General features: G+C 69.9%; 18 protein-coding genes. 8 read left to right on the top strand and 10 right to left on the bottom strand.

What is annotated here, in order from left to right:
- Positions 1 to 9: 9 nt before the first annotated feature.
- Positions 10 to 1212 (bottom strand): EAL domain-containing protein, encoded by a 1203-nt coding sequence (locus tag BLU81_RS07640; protein WP_231954287.1) that lies wholly within the window; start codon positions 1210 to 1212, stop codon positions 10 to 12.
- Positions 1213 to 1333: 121 nt separating this feature from the next.
- Between BLU81_RS07640 and BLU81_RS07635 the strand changes: the two genes are divergently transcribed.
- Complete coding sequence (locus BLU81_RS07635; RefSeq protein WP_092556744.1) at positions 1334 to 2791, top strand: cryptochrome/photolyase family protein; 1458 nt, start codon at positions 1334 to 1336, stop codon at positions 2789 to 2791.
- Here BLU81_RS07635 and BLU81_RS07630 read toward each other — a convergent pair.
- Positions 2777 to 3376, bottom strand: a complete 600-nt coding sequence (locus BLU81_RS07630) for a TetR/AcrR family transcriptional regulator (protein ID WP_092556742.1) — start codon at positions 3374 to 3376, stop codon at positions 2777 to 2779. The genes BLU81_RS07635 and BLU81_RS07630 overlap by 15 nt on opposite strands.
- 73 nt (positions 3377 to 3449) lie before the next feature.
- Between BLU81_RS07630 and BLU81_RS07625 the strand changes: the two genes are divergently transcribed.
- Positions 3450 to 4385 (top strand): LLM class F420-dependent oxidoreductase, encoded by a 936-nt coding sequence (locus tag BLU81_RS07625; protein ID WP_092542895.1) that lies wholly within the window; start codon positions 3450 to 3452, stop codon positions 4383 to 4385.
- Here BLU81_RS07625 and BLU81_RS07620 read toward each other — a convergent pair.
- On the bottom strand, positions 4366 to 4944 hold the full coding sequence (locus tag BLU81_RS07620; protein WP_092542893.1) for a TetR/AcrR family transcriptional regulator: 579 nt from the start codon (positions 4942 to 4944) through the stop codon (positions 4366 to 4368). The genes BLU81_RS07625 and BLU81_RS07620 overlap by 20 nt on opposite strands.
- 96 nt (positions 4945 to 5040) lie before the next feature.
- On the opposite strand from BLU81_RS07620, the gene BLU81_RS07615 reads away from it, so the two are divergent.
- A complete protein-coding gene (locus BLU81_RS07615) occupies positions 5041 to 6195 on the top strand; it encodes an FAD-dependent monooxygenase (protein ID WP_092542891.1) in 1155 nt (384 codons plus the stop codon).
- On the opposite strand, the gene BLU81_RS07610 is transcribed toward BLU81_RS07615, so the two are convergent.
- Positions 6176 to 6868, bottom strand: a complete 693-nt coding sequence (locus BLU81_RS07610) for an NUDIX hydrolase (protein WP_092542890.1) — start codon at positions 6866 to 6868, stop codon at positions 6176 to 6178. The two genes, BLU81_RS07615 and BLU81_RS07610, sit on opposite strands and share 20 nt — an antisense overlap.
- Before the next feature lie 62 nt (positions 6869 to 6930).
- Here BLU81_RS07610 and BLU81_RS07605 point away from each other — a divergent pair, with 62 nt between their 5' ends.
- The 4 genes from BLU81_RS07605 to BLU81_RS07590 all read left to right on the top strand — a co-directional run bounded on the left by BLU81_RS07605 (position 6931) and on the right by BLU81_RS07590 (position 11070).
- Positions 6931 to 7989 (top strand): SPFH domain-containing protein, encoded by a 1059-nt coding sequence (locus tag BLU81_RS07605; protein WP_092542888.1) that lies wholly within the window; start codon positions 6931 to 6933, stop codon positions 7987 to 7989.
- On the top strand, positions 7986 to 8870 hold the full coding sequence (locus BLU81_RS07600) for an NAD(+)/NADH kinase (protein WP_092542886.1): 885 nt from the start codon (positions 7986 to 7988) through the stop codon (positions 8868 to 8870). The genes BLU81_RS07605 and BLU81_RS07600 overlap by 4 nt, the downstream gene beginning before the upstream one ends.
- Positions 8871 to 8902: 32 nt before the next feature.
- The gene (locus tag BLU81_RS07595) at positions 8903 to 10084 is read left to right on the top strand and encodes a 4-hydroxybenzoate 3-monooxygenase (protein ID WP_172890507.1); all 1182 of its coding nucleotides are present in this window, start codon (positions 8903 to 8905) and stop codon (positions 10082 to 10084) included.
- Between the two features lie 74 nt (positions 10085 to 10158).
- Positions 10159 to 11070 (top strand): dioxygenase family protein, encoded by a 912-nt coding sequence (locus tag BLU81_RS07590; RefSeq protein ID WP_092542885.1) that lies wholly within the window; start codon positions 10159 to 10161, stop codon positions 11068 to 11070.
- 161 nt (positions 11071 to 11231) lie between these two features.
- Here the strand turns inward: BLU81_RS07590 and BLU81_RS07585 are convergent, their stop codons facing one another.
- The 6 genes from BLU81_RS07585 to BLU81_RS07560 form a co-directional block, all read right to left on the bottom strand.
- Positions 11232 to 12149 carry a hypothetical protein gene (locus BLU81_RS07585; protein ID WP_092542884.1) on the bottom strand — a complete coding sequence of 306 codons (918 nt, stop codon included), beginning with the start codon at positions 12147 to 12149 and terminating at the stop codon, positions 11232 to 11234.
- A 307-nt stretch (positions 12150 to 12456) separates the two neighbouring features.
- On the bottom strand, positions 12457 to 13401 hold the full coding sequence (locus BLU81_RS07580) for a nucleotide-binding protein (protein ID WP_092542882.1): 945 nt from the start codon (positions 13399 to 13401) through the stop codon (positions 12457 to 12459).
- 201 nt (positions 13402 to 13602) lie between these two features.
- On the bottom strand, positions 13603 to 14832 hold the full coding sequence (locus BLU81_RS07575; RefSeq protein WP_092542880.1) for a Gfo/Idh/MocA family protein: 1230 nt from the start codon (positions 14830 to 14832) through the stop codon (positions 13603 to 13605).
- Positions 14833 to 14842: 10 nt separating this feature from the next.
- Positions 14843 to 15673: a cupin domain-containing protein gene (locus BLU81_RS07570; protein ID WP_092542878.1), complete on the bottom strand. Its 831-nt coding sequence runs from the start codon at positions 15671 to 15673 to the stop codon at positions 14843 to 14845.
- Positions 15670 to 16563: a DUF6807 domain-containing protein gene (locus BLU81_RS07565; RefSeq protein WP_092542876.1), complete on the bottom strand. Its 894-nt coding sequence runs from the start codon at positions 16561 to 16563 to the stop codon at positions 15670 to 15672. The genes BLU81_RS07570 and BLU81_RS07565 overlap by 4 nt, the downstream gene beginning before the upstream one ends.
- Positions 16548 to 17747, bottom strand: coding sequence for a Gfo/Idh/MocA family protein (locus tag BLU81_RS07560; RefSeq protein ID WP_092542874.1), 1200 nt, complete (start codon positions 17745 to 17747; stop codon positions 16548 to 16550). Before BLU81_RS07560 ends, BLU81_RS07565 begins: the two co-directional genes overlap by 16 nt.
- A 178-nt stretch (positions 17748 to 17925) precedes the next feature.
- Here BLU81_RS07560 and BLU81_RS07555 point away from each other — a divergent pair, with 178 nt between their 5' ends.
- Complete coding sequence (locus tag BLU81_RS07555; protein WP_092542872.1) at positions 17926 to 19461, top strand: UxaA family hydrolase; 1536 nt, start codon at positions 17926 to 17928, stop codon at positions 19459 to 19461.
- The last annotated feature ends 1 nt before the right edge of the window (position 19462 follow it).

Raw genomic sequence — 19462 nt, 5'->3', positions numbered from 1 at the left:
GAAAGGCGGTCAGCACAGCTCGGCGGGCCGGCCGAGGTGATAGCCCTGGCCGTAGGTGACGCCGAGTTCGGTGAGGCAGTCCTGTTCGGCGGCGGTCTCGATGCCCTCGGCGACCAGTTCGGCGCCGATCTGGTCGGCGAACCCGGCCAGTGAGCGGGCCAGCGCGATCTTGACCGGGTCGGTGTCGATGTCCCGGACCAGGCTGATGTCGAGTTTGATCAGGTCGGGGCGCAGTTTCAGGATGTGCTGAAGGCTGGCGTACCCGGCTCCGGCGTCGTCGACGCTGAGGCGGATGCCGGCCTGCCGCAGTCGTTGCAGGGCACCGGTGAGCGGTGCGTAGTCGGTGACCTGGGTGTGTTCGGTGACCTCGACGACCAGCCGGTGTTCGGCGTGCAGCAGCAGGATGTCGCGGACGTGCGGGTCGAGCAGGGCCTCCGCGGACAGGTTGACCGCGAGCCAGCCGTCCGGCGGCAGGTCCGGCAGACGCCACAGGGCCTGGCGCAGCGCCAGCAGTTCCAGCGGGATGCCGAGTCCGCACCGGGCGGCGGCGGCGAACGCCTTGTCGGGGCCGGTGAAGACGGTCGGGTCGAAACGGGCGAGGGCCTCGTACCCGATCATGTCCTGGTCCGTCATCCGCATGATCGGCTGGAACACCATCCGGACGGACTGGGCGTCGAGGACCGCCTGCACGGTGTGACGGATGGCCGCGGTCGCGTGCCGTTGCCGGACGATCGGGCTGCCCATGTGGTCGCTGATCACGTCGGCGATCAGGGCCATGTATCTCAGCGACTGCTCGCCGAGTGACGGGTCCGGCTGGCGGCTGACGCCGCACACCATGCCCGCGACCGCGCCGTCCGGCCCGCGCCACGGCACTCCGGCATAGGAGCCGATGCCATAGTCCATGGTAGGGGGCAGTTCACGGGCGATCGGATGGGTCCGGGCGTCGGTGATGACCGGCGGTATGACCCCGGCCAGGACCCGGGCGCAGTACGAGTCCCGCAGGTCGAGACCCCGGCCGATCGGTACGCCCATCGTCTCCACGTCGCCGGTCGCCGCGTAGATGGTCTGTTCGTCCGCCGTCAGCGTCGAAGCCCAGGCCACGTCCATCCCGAGATGGGCGCGCACCAGGTTCAACATCCGTTCCACGACCGCGATGTCGGCGTCTTCAGGCTGCCAGGCCACCTGGTCCACGCCCCCGGTAACTGCTTGCACGTCGTCACTCCCCGCTCGCCACGGCGGTGTAGCCGCCGGACTCACACAGTCGGCTGGGAAAACGCGATCCTGAAGGGTGTGCCGGACCGCTCTTCTGCCCGTCTTGCGGGACTATGACCGGATGAGGCGTCGCTGGCTGTTCGCCGATCAACTCGGGCCGCACTTCCTGGACGAGCCCGGTCAGCCGGTGCTGCTGGTGGAGTCGAAGGCGGTGTTCCGGCGCCGGGTGTTCCATCGGCAGAAGGCGCACCTGATCCTGTCGGCGCTGCGCCACCGCGCCGAGGAGGGTGACGTGCGGTTGGTGCGCGCGAACACGTACCGCGACGGGGTCGGCGAGCCGGTCACCGTGTGTCATCCGACCTCCCGGGCGGCCCGCGACCTGGTCCGGCGGATGCCGGACGTCGAGATGCTGCCGCCGCGCGGTTTCGTCACCGCGCCGCAGGACTTCACGGCGTGGGCGCGCGGGCGTGATCACCTACGGATGGAGGACTTCTACCGCTTCGCCCGGCAGCGGCACGGTGTGCTGATGGACGGTGCCGAGCCGGCCGGGGGCCGCTGGAACCTGGACGCCGACAACCGTGAGCCTCCCCCGCGCGGTGTCACCCGGCTTGACGTGGCGTCACCTCCGACGATCACCGAAGACCACATCGATCATTCGGTACGGGCGGAGCTGGACCGTTGGCAATATGACGAGGGGATCGAGTTCGCCGGTAACGACGGGCCCCGCCTGTTTCCGGTCACCCGGCGGGAGGCTGTGGACCGGCTGCGGCATTTCGTGGCGCACCGGCTGCCGCGGTTCGGCCCGCACGAGGACGCGATGCTGGCCGGGGACCCGTGGATGGCGCACAGCGCGCTCAGTCCGGCGATCAATCTCGGTCTGCTCGATCCGCTGGAGGTGATCGCGGCTGCCGAGGACGCCTACCGGGCCGGGGCGGTGCCGCTGGCCAGTGCCGAAGGGTTCATCCGGCAGGTCCTCGGGTGGCGCGACTTCGTGTGGCATCTGTACTGGTATTTCGAGCCCCGCTACCGGTCGGCGAACGAGCTGGGGGCCGGAGGACGGATCCCGAAATGGTTCGCCACCCTGGACGCCGACGCGGTACAGGCGCGCTGCCTGTCCGATGTGCTGGCCGGAGTCCGCGATCGGGGCTGGGTGCATCACATTCCCCGGCTGATGGTGCTGGGCAACTATGCGATGCAGCGGGGGTGGCGGCCGGCGGCGGTAGCCGACTGGTTCCATCGCAACTTCGTCGACGGTTACGAGTGGGTGATGACGGCGAACGTCATCGGGATGAGTCAGTTCGCCGATGGCGGGCGGATGAGTACGAAACCGTACGCGGCCGGGGGCGCCTACCTTCACCGGATGAGCGACTATTGCGGCGGGTGCCGGTACGACCCACGGTCGCGGGTGGGTGACTCGGCCTGCCCGTACACCGCCGGATATTGGAGTTTCCTGGCCCGCAACGAGCCCCGGCTGACCGGCAACCATCGGATGAACCGGCCGTTGCAGGGCCTGCGCCGGCTGGCCGACCGGGACGCGCTTGTCGAGCAGGAGAATCTGCGCGGGTCACGGGCACCGTGACGGGGTCAGCGCACGGGCGGCCTCGATCGCGCGGGCGGCGATGTCGTCGGTGGTGTGATGGCCGCGGGTGAAGAAGCCGTCGTCGAACAGGGCGATGTACCCGTGCGCGACCGCGATGGTGGCCTCGACCAGCAGAAGCTCCTCGCGGTGGGTGCCGGCGCCGGTGCCGGCGGCCAGGTCCATCAGGGTGGCCATCAGGGTGCGGGTGTGCTCCTGGCGGCCGTCGACGGTGATCCGGGACAGCCCGGCGGCGTAGATGACCGGGAGGCCGGCTCCGGAGCGGGCCACGTGGTGCACATAGGCGCCGGCCGCGGCGGCGAGACGGTCGCCCGGGTCGGGGCCGACGGTGGCTGCGGCGGCGAGGATCGTGCTGTTCAGGTCGCGGGCGGCGACGGCCGAGACGGCGGCGAGCAGGTGGTCGCGGTCGGGGAAGTGCCGGTAGGGCGCGGCGGAACTGACGTTCAGCCGACGGGCCACCGCGGCGACCGAGAATTTCTGGAGCCCGCACTCGGCGAGAACCTCGAAACTGGCCGTGATCAGCGCGGCGCGCAGGTCACCGTGGTGATAGGCCCGATTCGACGACACGCTTGCCTCCATGTGAGTAGGCTCTTACATTAGCAAGTGATAGCCCTCTTACATCGAAGCCATCGGAGACACTGTGACCATCAAGCTCGGTTACCAAATCCCGAACTTCACCTACCCGGGTCCGGTCGAGACGCTGTTCGACTCCGTCGTCGCCCAGGCCAAGGAGGCCGAGGCGTCCGGCTTCGACACCGTGTTGGTAATGGACCACTTCTACCAACTGCCCGGCATCGGTGCGCCGGAGAACGCCATGCTGGAGGCCTACACGACCCTCGGGGCACTGGCCACCGCCACGTCCACGATTCAGCTGTCGACGCTGGTCACCGGTAACACGTACCGAAATCCGGCCCTGCTCGCGAAGACCGTCACCACACTCGACGTGGTCTCGCACGGCCGCGCGATCCTCGGCATCGGCGCGGGCTGGTTCGAGCGCGAGCACAACGACTACGGGTTCGAGTTCGGCACCTTCGGGCAGCGCTTCGAGCGTCTCGACGAGGCGCTGCAGATCATCGCGCCGATGCTGAAGGGTGAGCCAGGCACCCTGGACGGCAAGTGGTACACCGCACGGGGCGCGATGAACAACCCGCGGGTCCGGCCGAACATCCCGATCATGCTGGGCGGTAGTGGCGAGCAGAAGACGTTCCGCCTGGCCGCCCGCTTCGCCGACCACATGAACATCATCGCCGACAACGACGTGCTGGCCCACAAGGTCACCGTGCTGCGCCAGCGCTGCGAGGAGATCGGCCGGGACCCGGCGACCCTGGCCACCAGCTGCCTGGTGATGGGCCTGGTCGGCGAGGACGAGCAGGAGGTCAAGGAGCTGGCCCAGGCCATCCCGGAGGACCGGCGCAACCGCACCTTCCTCGGCACCCCCGACCAGGTCGCCGAGCAGCTGCACGAGAAGGTGCTGGGCGCCGGCATCGACGGCATCACCATCAACCTGGCCCGCAACGGCCACCGCCCCGGTTTTGTCTCCCAGGTCGGCGCAGCCCTCAAGCCGCTGGTGTCGTAAGGCTTTCCGAGATCGACCGCAGCGCCTCCACCAGCTCTTCTCCGGTGGGGGCGCTGTCTGGATCGACCAGCCACTGCGCGGCCAGGCCGCCGAGCACGGCTTGCAACAGCGTGCCGGCCGCCTCCTGCCGCTCCGCCGGGACCGTGAGCTTGAAGAGTTCCACCAGGGCCAGCCGCGCGTGGCTGTTGGCCTCGGCGAAGGCCGAGCGCATCTCCGGTGCGCGGTCGATGGACGCGATGATCTCGAACTGCACCGCCCACAGTGGCGCGGTCCGGGTGAACGACGCGATCACCTTGTCCCAGGCGGCCGCGAATCGATCCGCAGGGACGGCCGTTTCGTCGTGCTCGTCGCTGAGCACCCGGATCAGATCGTCGCCCCACTCCTCGAGGGCCTGCCGGAGCGCGGCGTCGAGCAGTGCCTCCTTCGTCCCGTAGTGGTAGCCGATCGCGGCGAGGCTGACCCCGGCGGCGGTCGCCACGTCACGGGCGGTGGTGCGGGTGTAGCCCTTGTCGTACAGGCATCGCTTGGCGGCGTCGAGCAGAAGTTCCCGGTTTCCCATGCTTTCACCCTACACGCCGTCTGAGACAGTCGTCTCGCACATACGTATTGCACGTATGTATTGCACAAACGTCTTATACGGCCGTATGGTCGTGGCATGAAGGTTCTGATCTCCGGCGCCGGTGTCGCCGGCCTCACCCTCGCCCACCAGCTGACCAGGCACGGCATCACCCCGACCGTCGTCGAGAAGGCGCCGGGCATCCGGGACGGCGGCTACAAGGTCGACATCCGGGGCGCCGCCCTCGACGTGGTCCGCTCGATGGGAATACTCGACGAGTTGCGCCGGCTGCGCACCGGGGTCCGCAGCGGCTCGGTGGTCGACACCACCGGCAAACGGGTCGCTTCGATGGACGCCGACACGTTCGGCGGCCGCGTCCACGACGACGCCGAGGTGCTGCGCGGCGACCTGCTCCGGATGCTGTTCGACCTCACCGCCACCACGGTCGACCACCGGTTCGGTGACTCGATCGTCGCGATCGACGACACCCGGGTGACCTTCGCCAGTGGCGGCACCGAGGAGTTCGACGTGGTGGTCGGCGCCGACGGCGTGCATTCGGCGACCCGTGCGCTGGCGTTCGGCCCCGAGGAGCAGTTCGTGCGCGACCTCGGTTACCGCATCGCGATCTACAGTGCGCCCAACCACCTGGGACTGGACCGCGAGGAGCTGACCTACATCGGCCCCGGGCGGACCGCGCTCGTCTACAGCACGACCCACGACGCCACCCTCAAGGCGATGTTCCTGTTCGCCGGCGACGCCGCCCTCTCCCGACAGGCGCTGCGCGAGGCCTACGCGACTGAGGGCTGGGAGGTTCCGCGCCTGCTGGACGGTCTCGACGACACCCCCGACTTCTACGCCGACACGATCGCCCAGGTGCACATGGACCGGTGGTCGGCCGGGCGGGTGGTACTGCTCGGCGACGCCGCCCACTGCGCGTCACCGGCTTCCGGGCAGGGCACCAGTCTGGCCCTGGTCGGCGGTTACCTCCTGGCCGGCGAGCTGGCCGCCGCCTCCGGCGATTTCGAGACCGCTTTCCGATCGTACGAGGAACGAATGCGCCCGTTCGCCTTGCGCAACCAGGAACTGGGCCCGGCCAACATCAAGCGCATGGTGATGGGCACCCGCACGCAGGTCCGGATGTCGATGCTGATGCTCGGCCTGATGGCCCGGCTGCCCGGCAAGGAGCGCCTGATGGCCAAGGTGATCGAGCCCATCCACCGGGCCGCGACCGCGATCACTCTGCCGGTCTACTAGGTTCCCGCAGTAGCGGCGGGTGCAACGTAGTGGCCGGTCCTCGGCGGAAGAGCTGGGCGGGCCGCCCCCGATCCCGGATCACGGTGCCGCCGGCCGACTCCACGAAACCGTCGGCGCTCGTCACCTTGCGGTGGAAGTTGCGCGGGTCGAGCCGGGTGCGCCACACCGTCTCGTAGACGGCCCGCAGGTCGGCCACGGTGAACTCGGGCGGGCAGAACGCGGTGGCCAGCGGCGTGTACTCCAGCTTGGACCGGGCGCGCTCGACACCGTCGGCGAGGATCTGATCGTGGTCGAAGGCCAGCTCCCCGCGAACCTCGTCGACCGGGCGCCAGGCCGCACCGGCCGCGTCACTGCCGGCCACCGGCGTCGGCAGGTCCGGCAACAGTGCCAGGTAGGCCACCGTGACGACCCGGCCGCGCGGGTCCCGGCCCGGCCGCCCATAGGTGGCGAGCTGCTCGAAGTGGCCGTCGCGCGGGTCGAGGCCGGTCTCCTCGCGCAGTTCACGGGCGGCGGCGTCACCCAGGTCCTCGTCGCCGAGAACGAATCCGCCGGGTAGCGCCCATCGGTCCTGATGGGGCGGGATGCCACGGCGGACGAGCATGACCTGGAGCGCGGCTTGCCGGATGGTCAGCAGCACCAGGTCCACCGTGACGGAGAACTCAGTTCGCGTCATGTTGACGATAATAGCCTGACGGGATTATCGTCATCTCGACGACAAACGAAGGGATCTTCGAGATGGCTGACGTGACGCGCCGTTTCCACCTGCGGCACCTGCGTGGCGCTCCGACCAGCTGGGTCAGCCACACCGTGAAAGGCAAGGAGAAGCGCTCGGGCAAGGGCCTGTCGTTCTGGTACCGGCCGCTGACCGCCGTGCTCAGCGAGGTGCCGGTCGACGACCGCGAGCTGCCGCTGCTCTTCCACGCCCGCACCGAGGACTTCGCCGACGTGACCGTGCAGGCCACCGTGACCTACCGGTTCAGCGACCCGGCCGCCGCCGCGGGCCGCCTCGACTTCTCCATCGACCCCTACAAGGGCAAGTGGCGCGGCCAGCCCCTCGACCAGGTGGCCACCCTGCTCGCCGAGCTGGCCCAGCAGCCGGCCCTCGACGTGCTCGCCCGCCTGCCGCTCGCCGAGGCACTGACCACCGGCATCGCGCCGGTGCGGCAGTCGGTCGCCGACGCCCTCGCCGGTGACCCCCGGCTCAGCGAGACCGGGGTGTCGGTGGTCAGTGCCCGGGTGGTCGCGATCCGCCCGGAGCCCGACCTGGAGCGGGCCCTGCAGACCCCGACCCGTGAGCAGGTGCAACAGGACGCGGACAAGGCGACGTACGCCCGCCGGGCCCACGCCGTGGAGCAGGAGCGCCAGATCGCCGAGACCGAGCTGCAGAGCAAGATCGAACTGGCCCGCCGGCAGCAGGAGCTGGTCGAACAGCACGGCGCCAACACCCGCCGCGAGGCCGAACTGGACGCCGAGACGCAGCTGGTCGCGGCGAAAGCCGAGGTCGACCGTAAGGAGGTCGCCAGCATCGCGGCCGCCGAGCGATCCCGGCGCACCGCGATCACCGAGTCCGAGGCGACCCGGGTCCGTGACGAGGCCCGCGCGACCGGCGCCCGGATCGTCGGCCTGGCCGAGGCGGAGGCCGAAGCCGCGCGCCTGGCCGCCTACCAGGACCTGCCGCCGGCCGTCCTGCAGGCCCTGGCGCTCAAGGAACTGGCCGGTCAGCTCCCCCAGATCAACGAGCTGACGATCACCCCCGACGTGCTGACCAAGCTGGTCGGGCGGCTCGGCCAGTGAGCACCCTGGCCCCGCGGATCGTGATCGTGTCGCGGCGCAGTGAGCTGGACGAGCTGCTCGCCCGGCACGGCACGATGGGCGCGGCCGCCTACTTCCTGCGCCAGCGGGGCCGGGACCTCGACGAGGTCACGGCCCGGCACGAGGCCCTGCGGTCCGCGCTCACCGAGGTGGGTGCGGCCGTCCCGGCCGACTGGCGGCGCGGGCACGTCGACCGCGCCGACCTGCCGCGCTTCCTGTTCGCTCCCGAGGACATCGTGGTCGCCGTCGGCCAGGACGGCCTGGTGGCGAACGTCGCGAAGTACCTGGACGGTCAACCGGTGATCGGTGTCGACCCGGAGCCGGGCCGCAATCCGGGGGTGCTCGCCCGGCATCGGGCCGGTGACCTGGCGGCCCGGTTGCGGTCCGGCCAGCAGCCGGCCCAGGAGCGGACCATGGTGGTGGCCCGGCTCGACGACGGCCAGGAGCTGTTCGGGCTGAACGAGGTCTATGTCGGCCACGCCGGGCACCAGTCGGCGCGGTACGTGCTCGGCACCCCCGACGGCGCCCGGGAACGGCAGTCGTCGTCCGGCCTGATCGTCGGCTCCGGCACCGGGGCGACCGGCTGGTGCGCGTCGATCGCCCGGGAACGGCCCGCCGGCCCGCCGCTGCCGGGTCCGGGCGATCCGGCGCTGTGCTGGTTCGTCCGGGAGGCGTGGCCCTCCCCCGCGACCGGCGTCACCAAGACGTCGGGACTGCTCAGTGCCGGTGCCGAGCTGGAGCTGACAAGCGAGTCCGAGCGTCTGGTGGTCTTCGCCGACGGTCTGGAGTCCGACGCCCTCGAACTCTCCTGGGGGCAGCGCATCCGGATCGGGGTGGCCGACAAGAGGCTGCGCCTGTCGTAGGATCGATCATCCTATGTGGATTTGAGGGCGTCATGTCGCTGGACACCACTGTCGTGATCATCGGGGCCGGGCCGGCCGGGCTGTCGCTGGCGAACTTTCTGCAGCGTGGCGGCGTCGGCTGTGTCGTGCTGGAGATGCGGGACCGGGCCTACGTCGAAGGCCGTCAACGCGCCGGGGTGATCGACCACCGGGCCGGGGAGATCTTCGCGGAGTTCGGCCTCGGTGACCAGGTCACCGGATCCGGGCCGGTCGAGACGTTACTGGAGATCCGCACCGACGGGGTGCCCCGACTGCTCGACGTGCCCGCGCTGGCCGGTGGCCGGCCCAGCCGCCTGGTCCCGCAACAGCTGCTGGTGCAGCGCCTGATCGGCAGCTATCTCGACGGCGGCGGTGACCTGCGGTTCGAGGCCCGTGACGTGACCCCGCACGACCTCGACGGCGACCGGCCGCACGTCACCTACCGCGACGCCGACGGCACCACCCACGAGCTGACCTGCTCGTACGTCGCCGGGTGCGACGGTTTTCACGGGGTGAGCCGGGCCAGCATCCCGGCCGAGGAGCTGACCACCTACTCGTTCGACCACGGCATCGGGTGGTACACGGTCCTCGCCGACTCTCCGCCGCCGCGTTACCCGTTGATGGCCGTCAGCCGGCACGGGTTCGCCGCGCAGTTCGCCCGGGGTCCGCAGGCCAGTCGTTTCTACCTGCAGTACCAGCCGGGCGACGACCCGCGGCAGTGGCCCGACGAGCACACCTGGAGCCGGTTGCGGCTGCGGCTGGGTGACGACGCGCTGCCCGAGGGGCCGATCACCGGTCGTGAGGTGGTGGAGATGCGCAGTTTCGTGGCCGAGCCGATGGCGTGGGGACGGCTGTTCCTGGCCGGCGACGCGGCGCACATCCTGACCCCGATGGGCGCCAAGGGGATGAACCTGGCGATCACCGACGCCTACCTGCTGGCGCGGGCGATCACGGCTTCCGCACTGCACGGCGACGACGCGGGGCTGGCCGCCTATTCGGCGGCCTGCCTGCGGCGGACCTGGGATTACCAGGAGTTCTCGCGCTGGTTCGCGGAGATGGTGCACGACGCGGGTGCCGAGTCCGACGCGTTCCGGCGACGACTGGCCCGGGCCCGGCTGGACCGGCTGTTCGAGTCGCCGTACGCGGCTGCCGCCTTCGCCGATCTGATGGCCGGTACGGCTTTTCCACAGGCCTGACACAGACTTCCTTGAGGTATTTATGAGCATCTATTCCTAGCGTTCGGCGGGTCCCATCCCACGAGGAGGATCCCTTGGATACCGACGACGAACTGGTCGGCCGGGTCTTGAGCCGGCGACAGGCACTCGCCGCGCTCGGACTCACCGGCGCCGGACTGGCCCTGGCCGGCACTGCCGCCCAGGCCGCGGGCGAACCCCGCTCCACCGTTGCTCCGCTGACCGTCGACTGTGTGGCGAAACCGGAGATGACAGAAGGCCCCTACTACGTCGACGAAGGTCTCAACCGCTCCGACATCCGCATCGACACCTACGACGGCACCGTCTCCGACGGCACCCGTTTCGTCCTCGACATCGACGTTCTCCAGATCTCCACCGCCGGCTGCACCGCCCTGCCGGGAGCACTCGTCGACCTCTGGCACTGCGACGCGTACGGGGTCTACTCCGACCAGGCCGCCAACGACTCGGTCGGGCACACGTTCCTGCGCGGTTACCAGGTCAGTGACGACTGCGGCCGGCTCAGGTTCATCACCGTGCTGCCCGGCTGGTACCAGGGCCGGACCGTCCACTTCCACGTCAAGATCCGGACGACGGGCACCGACGGCAACCCGTACGAGTTCACGTCCCAGTTCTTCTTCGCCGACGAGTTCAACACGACGTTCCTGGCCACCGACCCGTACGCGGCGAAAGGCACCCCTGACACCACCAACGCCACCGACTTCATCTACCTCGCCGCCGGGGAGCAGATGCTGTTGAACCCGCGGCGTGTCCGGGGCGGTTATGCGGCCCGGTTCGCGGTCGGCCTGGATCTGTCGGACACCGTGGTCGGCGGCGACGACAGTGGTGGCGGCCCGGGTGGTCCCGGAGGGCCCGGTGGACCGCCGCCGTCCGGTCCGCCGCCGACCGCTTCCCCGTCACCCTCGCCGACGGCGAGCCCGTCGCCCACCGAGAGTCCGTCCCCTACCGCTACGCCCTCGGAAAGCGCGTGATCCCCGAACGCGCTGGGCGCCGCCGTCCAGGTCCCCTCTGACGTTCGGCGCCTCTCATGTTCGGCGCCTCTGAGGTACGTCGCCTCTGAGATACGGCGCTGATCGGGCCTGCTCCGGTTCGTGGAATTCCTCCCTCTGCGAGCCGGAGCAGCACCCGATGGTCAGGCGAGCAGGGACTCGCGCATCGAGCGGCCCGGGTTGAAGCCGCTCACCACCCGGGTGCCGGTGGGGTCCCAGATGTCGACGGTGTTGTTGCGGCGCATCTGTTCGCGGATCGGGTTCGGCAGGGGCGGCTCGTCGGACATGGCGTCCCGGACCTCCTTGGCCGCGAAGATCAACGAGGCGGCCAGGGTGGCCTGGTCGGTGTCGGCCCGGACACCGCCGTACTCCCAGCCGGACGTCACCAGGTCGAGGATCTCGAAGAGGTGCTCCAGAAGCGGGGCGGCGGCCACCACCTTCACCGTCTGCTTGGCCTTGGCGCTGACGACCGTCACCGACGCGGCCACCTGGATGAACGGGTGGAAGGCGCCCAGCGGTCCGGCCAGCAGCGGGGAACGGAGCCGGGGGCCGGCGCCCTCCCACGTCCACCGGTAGTGCCGGCGGTCCACCTCGAAACCCTGCCCGGCCAGGGCCGCGTGAACGGCGTCGGCATATTCGTGCAGTATCACCGACGCGACCGCGATGCCGTCGTCGCCCTCGAGCAGCCGGGCGGCCTCGGTGGCCTGAGCGGCGTACCCACCGAGGGTCTGGCCGTTGCCCTGGCTGACGCCTTGACCGTTGCCGCCTTGGGCTTGGCCGTAGACACCCGGGGTCTGCCCGTAAACGGCACCGGCGGGCTGGCCGTAGACGCCGGGAGCCGCACCACCAGCCGGCTGACCGTAGACGCCCGCGGCACCTCCAGCAGGCTGGCCGTAGACGCCCGCGGCACCTCCAGCAGGCTGGCCGTAGACGCCCGGGGCCGGCGCGGTGCCGCCCGGCGCCTGGGGGAAGCGCTGCTGCAGTTCGCGGTAGATCTCCTGCTGCCGTCCGGCGTCGCTCTCGCCCTCGTGCTTATTCGATCCGAACCGGAACCACTTCATGTCGCCTCGTCTCAGCCGCCAGAAATCGCGGCTCGAGCCGCAACAAAGATCGCGGCACATGCTAACGCCTGTGCCCGAGGACGGCCGGACGCGAGGCACGGTTCAAGCGCCCGACACGGCGCAACCCCGAACCCGGCCGCGGGTCAGTGCCGGGTGCGATCCGCACCTTCATCTGCTCGGGGCCGGGCTCATGCGCGGTGGGTGACACGCCAGTCAAGGAATGGGACGGCCCGCATCGCACCACCCATCGACCGAAAGGCAGACCCGGCAGCGGCGGGCTCGGCGGCCGCTGCCGGGAGCAGGGTTGCTACGGAGTTGCGGGGACCGGGGCGAGCTGGGTGGTGACGTCGCCGTGGGCGGCGCGGACCCAGCCCTTGCCGGCCAGCCTCAGGTGGAGGGTGCGCATCAAGGCTTCCCGCTGGGCCGGCGGCAGGGAGCCGACGGCGGCGTGGGCGGCGATCGCGGACAGCGCGGAGGCGTCGTCGAGGTCGTCGGGGCGCGGTGGGACGCCGGCCTGACGGGCCCGGCGCAGACCGGTCTGCAGACCTAGGACCGCGATCGGTGGTACGCCCAACTCACGCTCGAGATATTCGAGGTCGGCCTCGTCGGCGACTTTGTTGCCGACGATCGCGACCGCGTCGGCGACCCCGGCCGCCGCGGCCAGTTCGCGGTACCGGCGGGCCACCGAGACGGACTCCGGCGTCGGCTCGGCGACCACGATGATCACGTCGAACTGGGCGTGCAGCGAGTTCGCGAACGCGTCGGTTCCGGCGACCATGTCGCAGACCACCCACCCGTCATCGGCCGGATCCAGGTGCGAGAGCAGGTTCTCCAGGATGGCGAGATGCCCGTGGTAGCAGCCGGCCCCGATGTCCTTGGGCTCGTACGTGCCGACGTGCATGACATGGGTACGCGGGTCGAGGACGACCGCGTGCCCGGCGAGCACGGGGTCGCCCGTGTCCAGGGTGATCAGGTGGGAACCGGGGCCGGGCGGGGTGGTGGCGACGAAGCGCTCGACGCCGCCGACGCGCGGGTTGGTGCCGAGCAGGTGGGTACGGACACGCCGCGCGTTGTCGGGGTGGGACAGGGCGGTGCCGGCGTCGGCGGTGACCCCGAGCAACGGGGCGAGGTGCACGTTGACGTCGGCATCGACGGCGAGGACCCGATGACCGGCCGTCCGCAGGTGTTGCACGAACAGCGCGGCCATCGTGCTCTTCCCACTGCCACCCTTGCCAGTGAAAGCGATTTTCATTTGCACGAAGCTAAGGATGCCACGGCCGGTTGGCAAGCACCGCCACTCCCCCCGATCCGCATTCACCCGTTCCAGAGCCGAGCCCATCCGAAGGAAACCGCCCGGAGACAGGCCGGGGCAGGGCGACCGGGTGTCCTGATGCCCCGGTGTCCGGTTGTCCGGCCGATGCGAAGGCTGGGTCGGCCTAGAGGCGGTTCGGTGTCAGGGGGCGGGTTTCAGGGCGAGGCCGTCGGCGAGGAACTGGACCGGCTGGCCTGAGCGGGCTGATCGGTCCGCCGCTACTCCGGTCAGGACGCTGCGGATGCCGTCGCGCCAACCTGCCTGCCGGACGAGCGGGTCGTCGCCGGGACCGCGGAACACGTCGTCGAGCAGCAGCGCGTCGCCGCCGCCGTGACCGCCCGAGCCCTGCTTGATGACGATCTCCTCGACCGGTTTCCAATGCTCCTGGACGGTCAGCCGTTCGTACGTCTCCTCCTCGCTCTTGCCCGCGGTCGGGTCGATGGCGGCTTCCGTCGAGCACCACGCCCGCTCCGACACTTCGAGTTCGAGACGCCCGCGCGTGCCGGTGAACGCGACCCGATAGCCCTCGCGCGGTGCGTAGGCTGTCAGCGAGTAGGTCAGCACCGCCTGATTCGCGTACCGGACCAGCACCGACATGGTGTCGTCAATGTTGATACCGTCGCCGAATACATCTTGATTACGGATGTACCCGTCCTCATGTTGAGCGTCCAGATAGAGCGCCTTCAACCGTGGATCAACATTGAGGTCGAGCCCGAACGGCCCACCGCCCACCCCGGCGCCATCCGGCCCGTAGAACCGCAGCCCAGCCTGCGCGAACACCATCGCCGGGCTGCTGCCGAGCCACCAGTTGACCAGGTCGAAGTGGTGTGTCGACTTGTGTACGAGCAGTCCGCCGGAGTTCTCCCGCTCGCGGTGCCAGCGCCGGAAGTAGTCGGCGCCGTGGATGGTGTCCAGCAGCCACTCGAAGTGCACGGCGGTGACCTGCCCGATCCGGCCGGAGGCGAGCACCTCGCGCACCGCGGAGTTACGCGGCGAGTAGCGGTAGTTGAACGTCACGATCAGCCGGGCCGAACTACGGGCGGCGGCCGCGGCGATCCGGGCGCACCCCTCCTCATCGGTGGTCAGCGGCTTCTCCACGATCACGTCGACACCGGCTTCCAAAGCGGCGCACACGTAGCCGGCGTGGGTGGCGTCGACCGTGGTCACGATCAGGGCGTCGATGGTCGAGAGCATGTCCGGGAACTCTGCGGGGTCGTACAACCGCAATCCGGTGTTGTAGTAGGCCATCCTGGTGCGGTTGGTATCACAGAGCGCGACGATCGTGCCGGTGTCGCTCCAGTCTCCGGCGAGCGCGTCGACGTAGAGCTGTGCACGGTGACCAAGCCCGACAATGCCGTAACGGCGGGTCATGGGGCTCCCTTCACGGAACGTTGTTGGGCGGGCTGACGGGCGATGGCGCGGTAGCAGGAGGCGGCGAGGCGACGGGAAGCGGCGAGGTGACGGAAGGCTCCGGGGCGGCTGACGACGGCGCCGTCACGGAAAGCGGTGCCGTCACGGCGGGCCGCGGGGTGACCGAGGACGATGGGGCGGGAAGGGCGTGGAGTGGGCGGAGGTGCCCGCACATGCCCCAGCTGGGGGCCGGGTCCGGGTCGGCGGCCTGCAACGTGGCCTCGTGCAGGTGCTGGAAGTCGCCGCGGTCGAGGGCGTCGAGCATGGCGGCGGTACGACGGGTCTGCGCCTCGGCGGTGTGTGACCAGATCCGGCGCCACTTTTCGATGCGTGGCCGGACCAGGGCGGCGGCGTCCCGGTAGAAGCCGGCGAGCGCGCCGGGGTCGTCGACCAGGCAGAGGAATCCCTCGACGGCCAGGTCCCGGCGCCGCCGTACCGGCTCGGCAGGATCGTCACCGAGGGTGATCGCCTCTTGATAACGGACCGGGTCGGCGACCACGTCGGCGGGGAAAGTCATCACGGCGTCGCCGGCCTCGGGCAGCCCCGCGTTCGACATCACCACGACGACTTGCAGGTCACCGTCGCTGATCGCCCGGTGGATCACGCCGGGGGTGAACCACACGGTGCTGCCCGCTTCGAGCGGTGTCTCCCGGAAGCCGGACATGTCGAGGGTCTGCAGCGTGCCTTTGCCGCCGATCACCACATATGCCTCGGTGGAGACGGTGTGCAGATGCGGGGTGCCGCCGCCATCGGTATAGACCTGAAGCCGGGTGACCGACGTCCCGCCGGGGAACTGGGTCATGCCAGCGCCTTTCGGCCGTGGGTGGCCAGGGCGGCGGTGCCGGGTTCGCCGTGGTCACCGGTGGTGATCACGACGGCGTAGCGGAAGCGCACGGTCTCCTGGTCGGCCAGGTCCAGTTCCTCGCTGAAGAAGGGGGCGGGGTTGAGACAGGCGAATTGCTCGGTACGGGCGAACCACTGCGGCGGGTGACGGGGGTTGGCCGTGTCGTCCACGATGAGCACGGTCGACGCCCGGCCGGTGCCGTCGTGACGGCCGCGGAACGCGAACCATTCGGCCCGGGTGCCGCGCAACTCGTCACCGCCCGTTGTCGACGAGGACTGCAGCAGGCCGTCGGAGAACGAGCGCGGGCCGCGCCAGAACAGGCCGCCGTAACCTGCGTTCTCCCGGCCCTTTGTGGTCGGGGATCCGAAAGCCAGAACGGCCCCGGAGACGTTGGTCATCGCCGTGTCGAAAGTGAGCACCCAGCTGATGTCGTCGATCACCGCGAAGGTGAGGGTCCGTTCCTCGGTGAGGACGGGCTCGCCGCCCTGTGCAGTCCAGTCAAGTTCGTGTGTCAACGTTGCCGCATCAATGTTGACGAGACGCCGGTGGGTGGCGCTGCCGTTGTTCGGCTTCTGTACATAGGAGCTGCCGTGTACATACGTCGGGCCACCCCAGAAGTTGTGCTCCCCCACGTGCGGCAACGACCAGGCGATTCCCTTGTGCCAGACGTGATCGTGCGGGCGGAACAGGGACACCTCGTCTCCGGCAAGCGTGCGCAGTGGGTGCAGGTAGGGCTTCGGGGATTCCCGTTGCACGGTGTCCGGGCGGTAGACGTACTCGGCGATGGGCACGTCTCCCGCGGACACGGTGACCGAATCGTCCAACCGGTGGTCTACGCGAAGGTCCATCGGTCTCCGTTCATGGCGCGGTAGAAGGGATGACCGTCGGTGATCTCGCCTCGCCTGACCTGCTGCCCGGTGGCCGCGGAGGCGTAGAGCGCCGCCACGAACTCCATGGTCCGGCGGGTGTCGCCGATACTCACCGGTGGTTCGGCACCGGCGTCGAGTGCGTCGAGCAGGACCGCGAGCTGATCGGCATGCCCACTCCTGGCGAGGAAGGCGACAGACCCAGGTGAAGCCGCGGGCGTGGGAGGCGGCGACCAGGTGATCGACTCGTGGCCGGGGGCGGGGGTCAGGGTCCAGTCGGCGTCGGTGTACCCGTACAGGTGGTCGAGTTCGACGGTGGCTCGTTCGAAGTCGAAACGCAGCGATGACGTCTGGCGGGGTGAGATCACCGAGTTGACGACTGAGGCGACCGTGCCGTCGGTGAACTCGACGAGGGCCATCGACACGTCCTCGGTCTCGACCGGACGGCTGCGGCGGGCGGCGACGGCGGTGATCCGTTCCCAGCCGCCGAGTACCGACAGCAGCAGGTCGAACTGGTGGATGCCGTGGCCCATCGTCGGGCCGCCGCCTTCGGTAGACCACCGGCCGCGCCATGGCACCTGGAAGTAGGCGTCGTCCCGGAACCACAGCGTGTGGCAGGTGGCGAGCAACGGCCGGCCGAGGGTTCCGGTCTCGATGAGGGCTCTCAGGTGGGCGGCGCCGGAGCCGAACCGGTGCTGGAAGACGGTGGCCAAGTGTGCCCCGGAGTCGGCGGCGGCTTCAGCGAGTTGGTCGAGTTCGGCGAGGGAGAGGGTGGGCGGCTTCTCGACCAGGACGTTCACTCCGGCTTTGAGGCATTGCAAGGCGATCGGCAGGTGGGTGGCGGGCGGGGTGCAGAGGTGGACCAGGTCGATCCCGGTGGCCAGCAACTCGTCGATCGAGGCGTGGACGGCGGGGATCTGCCACGTCTCGGCGAAGGCTTCGGCCCGGTCGACGGCGAGGTCCTGCACGGCGACGATCTCGACGCGGTCGCGGTGGGCCCGCAACGCTTCAGCATGAGCGCCCGCGATCGCCCCGGTCCCGACGATCGCCGCGCGGCGACGAGCGAACGATCGGGCCGACGTGTGGGAGTGCGACCGGGCCGACGTCAGGGCTGGCGATCGAGTCGACGATCCGGGTTTCCCTCGGTCCTGCGTGAATCGATTCATTCCTGACCGGAAGTCCTCTCTCGATCGAGATCGAAACTCTTTTCCACCTGCAGGAAAGCGCATTCCGAGGCTTTCATCCGACTCGACGGCCGTCAAGTGTTCACGGCGGGTTTCCCATCGATGCCGGGCGTGTCAGGATGGTGGTGCAAACGTTCCCGCAAATCGTCAAGGACTGCTCATGCCGCACCTGGACCTGCGCGAGGTGGCACTGCTGCTGCGCGAAAACGACGACGTCGCCGTGGCGACCCGGGAACTGCCGGCCGGCGACACGCTGCGCCACGACGGCCGGGAGCTGACCGTGCGGACCGCCGTTCCGCGCGGCCACAAGATCGCGCTGCGCGACCTGGCCATCGGCGCGCCGGTCCACAAGTACGGCCAGGTCATCGGCAGCACCACCGTCGGCGTGCGGGCCGGCGAGCACGTGCACGCCCACAACCTGGGCATGGCCGCCGTCGATCACGAGTACGAGTTCGGCACCGGCGTCAAACCTGTGGAACCGGCCACCGAGACGCGCACCTTTCAGGGTTACCGCCGTGCCGACGGCCGGGTCGGCACCCGCAACTTCGTCGGCATCGTCACCTCGGTCAACTGTTCGGCCTCCACCGCCCGGATGATCGCCGACCAGTTCCGCGGCCCGGTCATGGCGGCGTACCCGCACGTGGACGGCGTGGTCGCGCTCGCCCACGACTCAGGCTGCGGCCTGGTCCCGGCCAGCGAGGGCGGCCGGATCCTGCTGCGTACGCTGCGCGGTTACGCGAACCACCCGAACATCGGCGGCCTGCTGGTCCTGGGACTGGGCTGCGAGATGATCGGGGTGGACACGGTGCTGGCCGGGCTCCCCGAGGCCTCGGACACGATCGTCGAGAGACTGACCATTCAAGACACCGGCGGCGTACGAGCGACCGTGCGCGCCGGCACGACCGTCATTCGCACCCTCCTGGATCGTCTGAATGAACGCCGCCGCGAGACCGTGCCCGCGTCGTCCCTGGTCGTGGGCCTGAACTGCGGTGGCTCCGACGGCTATTCGGGCATCACCGCCAACCCGGCCCTCGGTCACGCCTCCGACCTCCTGGTGGCGCAGGGCGCGACCACCGTGCTCGCCGAGACACCCGAGGTGTTCGGCGCCGAGCACCTGCTCACCCGGCGCGCGGTCAGCAAGGAGGTGGGGCAGCGGCTGCTCGACCGGATCGCGTGGTGGCACACCTACGTCTCGGCGGGCGGCGGCACGCTCGACAACAATCCCTCCCCCGGCAACAAGGCGGGTGGCCTGACCACGATCCTGGAGAAGTCCCTGGGTGCGGTGGCGAAGGGCGGTTCCGCTCCGATGACCGCCGTCTACGAGTACGCCGAACCCATCACCGATACCGGGTTCACCTTCATGGACACGCCGGGGTACGACCCGGTTTCGGTGACCGGCCTGGTCGCCGGGGGTGCCACCGTCGTCGTCTTCACCACCGGCCGGGGTTCGGTGCTGGGCGGCAAACCGGCGCCGGTGCTGAAGGTGGCGACGAACTCGGAGATCTACCAGCGCATGCGCGAGGACATGGACATCGACACCGGCGGCATCGTCGCCGGAACCGTTTCGCTGACCGAGTCCGGCGAGCAGATCTTCGAGGCGATCCTGGCCGTGGCCTCCGGCGAACTCACCGCCAGCGAGGACCTGGACCTGGGCCGCGACGAGTTCGTCCCGTGGCAACTGGGCGCGGTCACCTGAG

Origin of the sequence: Actinoplanes derwentensis (assembly GCF_900104725.1) — a bacterium.
Classification (GTDB): Bacteria; Actinomycetota; Actinomycetes; order Mycobacteriales; family Micromonosporaceae; genus Actinoplanes; species Actinoplanes derwentensis.
The sequence above is the reverse complement of the archived record's forward strand: the minus strand, read 5'-3'. Positions and strand labels throughout refer to the sequence as shown.

Bases quoted from the DNA above. Each gene is read 5' to 3' on its own strand.
- BLU81_RS07620 (WP_092542893.1), bottom strand. From the start codon at position 4,944: ATGGGAAACCGGGAACTTCTGCTCGACGCCGCCAAGCGATGCCTGTAC.
- BLU81_RS07555 (WP_092542872.1), top strand. From the start codon at position 17,926: ATGCCGCACCTGGACCTGCGCGAGGTGGCACTGCTGCTGCGCGAAAAC.
- BLU81_RS07615 (WP_092542891.1), top strand. From the start codon at position 5,041: ATGAAGGTTCTGATCTCCGGCGCCGGTGTCGCCGGCCTCACCCTCGCC.
- BLU81_RS07575 (WP_092542880.1), bottom strand. From the start codon at position 14,832: ATGACCCGCCGTTACGGCATTGTCGGGCTTGGTCACCGTGCACAGCTC.
- BLU81_RS07585 (WP_092542884.1), bottom strand. From the start codon at position 12,149: ATGAAGTGGTTCCGGTTCGGATCGAATAAGCACGAGGGCGAGAGCGAC.
- BLU81_RS07560 (WP_092542874.1), bottom strand. From the start codon at position 17,747: ATGAATCGATTCACGCAGGACCGAGGGAAACCCGGATCGTCGACTCGA.
- BLU81_RS07605 (WP_092542888.1), top strand. From the start codon at position 6,931: ATGGCTGACGTGACGCGCCGTTTCCACCTGCGGCACCTGCGTGGCGCT.
- BLU81_RS07570 (WP_092542878.1), bottom strand. From the start codon at position 15,673: ATGACCCAGTTCCCCGGCGGGACGTCGGTCACCCGGCTTCAGGTCTAT.
- BLU81_RS07610 (WP_092542890.1), bottom strand. From the start codon at position 6,868: ATGACGCGAACTGAGTTCTCCGTCACGGTGGACCTGGTGCTGCTGACC.
- BLU81_RS07595 (WP_172890507.1), top strand. From the start codon at position 8,903: ATGTCGCTGGACACCACTGTCGTGATCATCGGGGCCGGGCCGGCCGGG.
- BLU81_RS07565 (WP_092542876.1), bottom strand. From the start codon at position 16,563: ATGGACCTTCGCGTAGACCACCGGTTGGACGATTCGGTCACCGTGTCC.
- BLU81_RS07635 (WP_092556744.1), top strand. From the start codon at position 1,334: ATGAGGCGTCGCTGGCTGTTCGCCGATCAACTCGGGCCGCACTTCCTG.
- BLU81_RS07580 (WP_092542882.1), bottom strand. From the start codon at position 13,401: ATGAAAATCGCTTTCACTGGCAAGGGTGGCAGTGGGAAGAGCACGATG.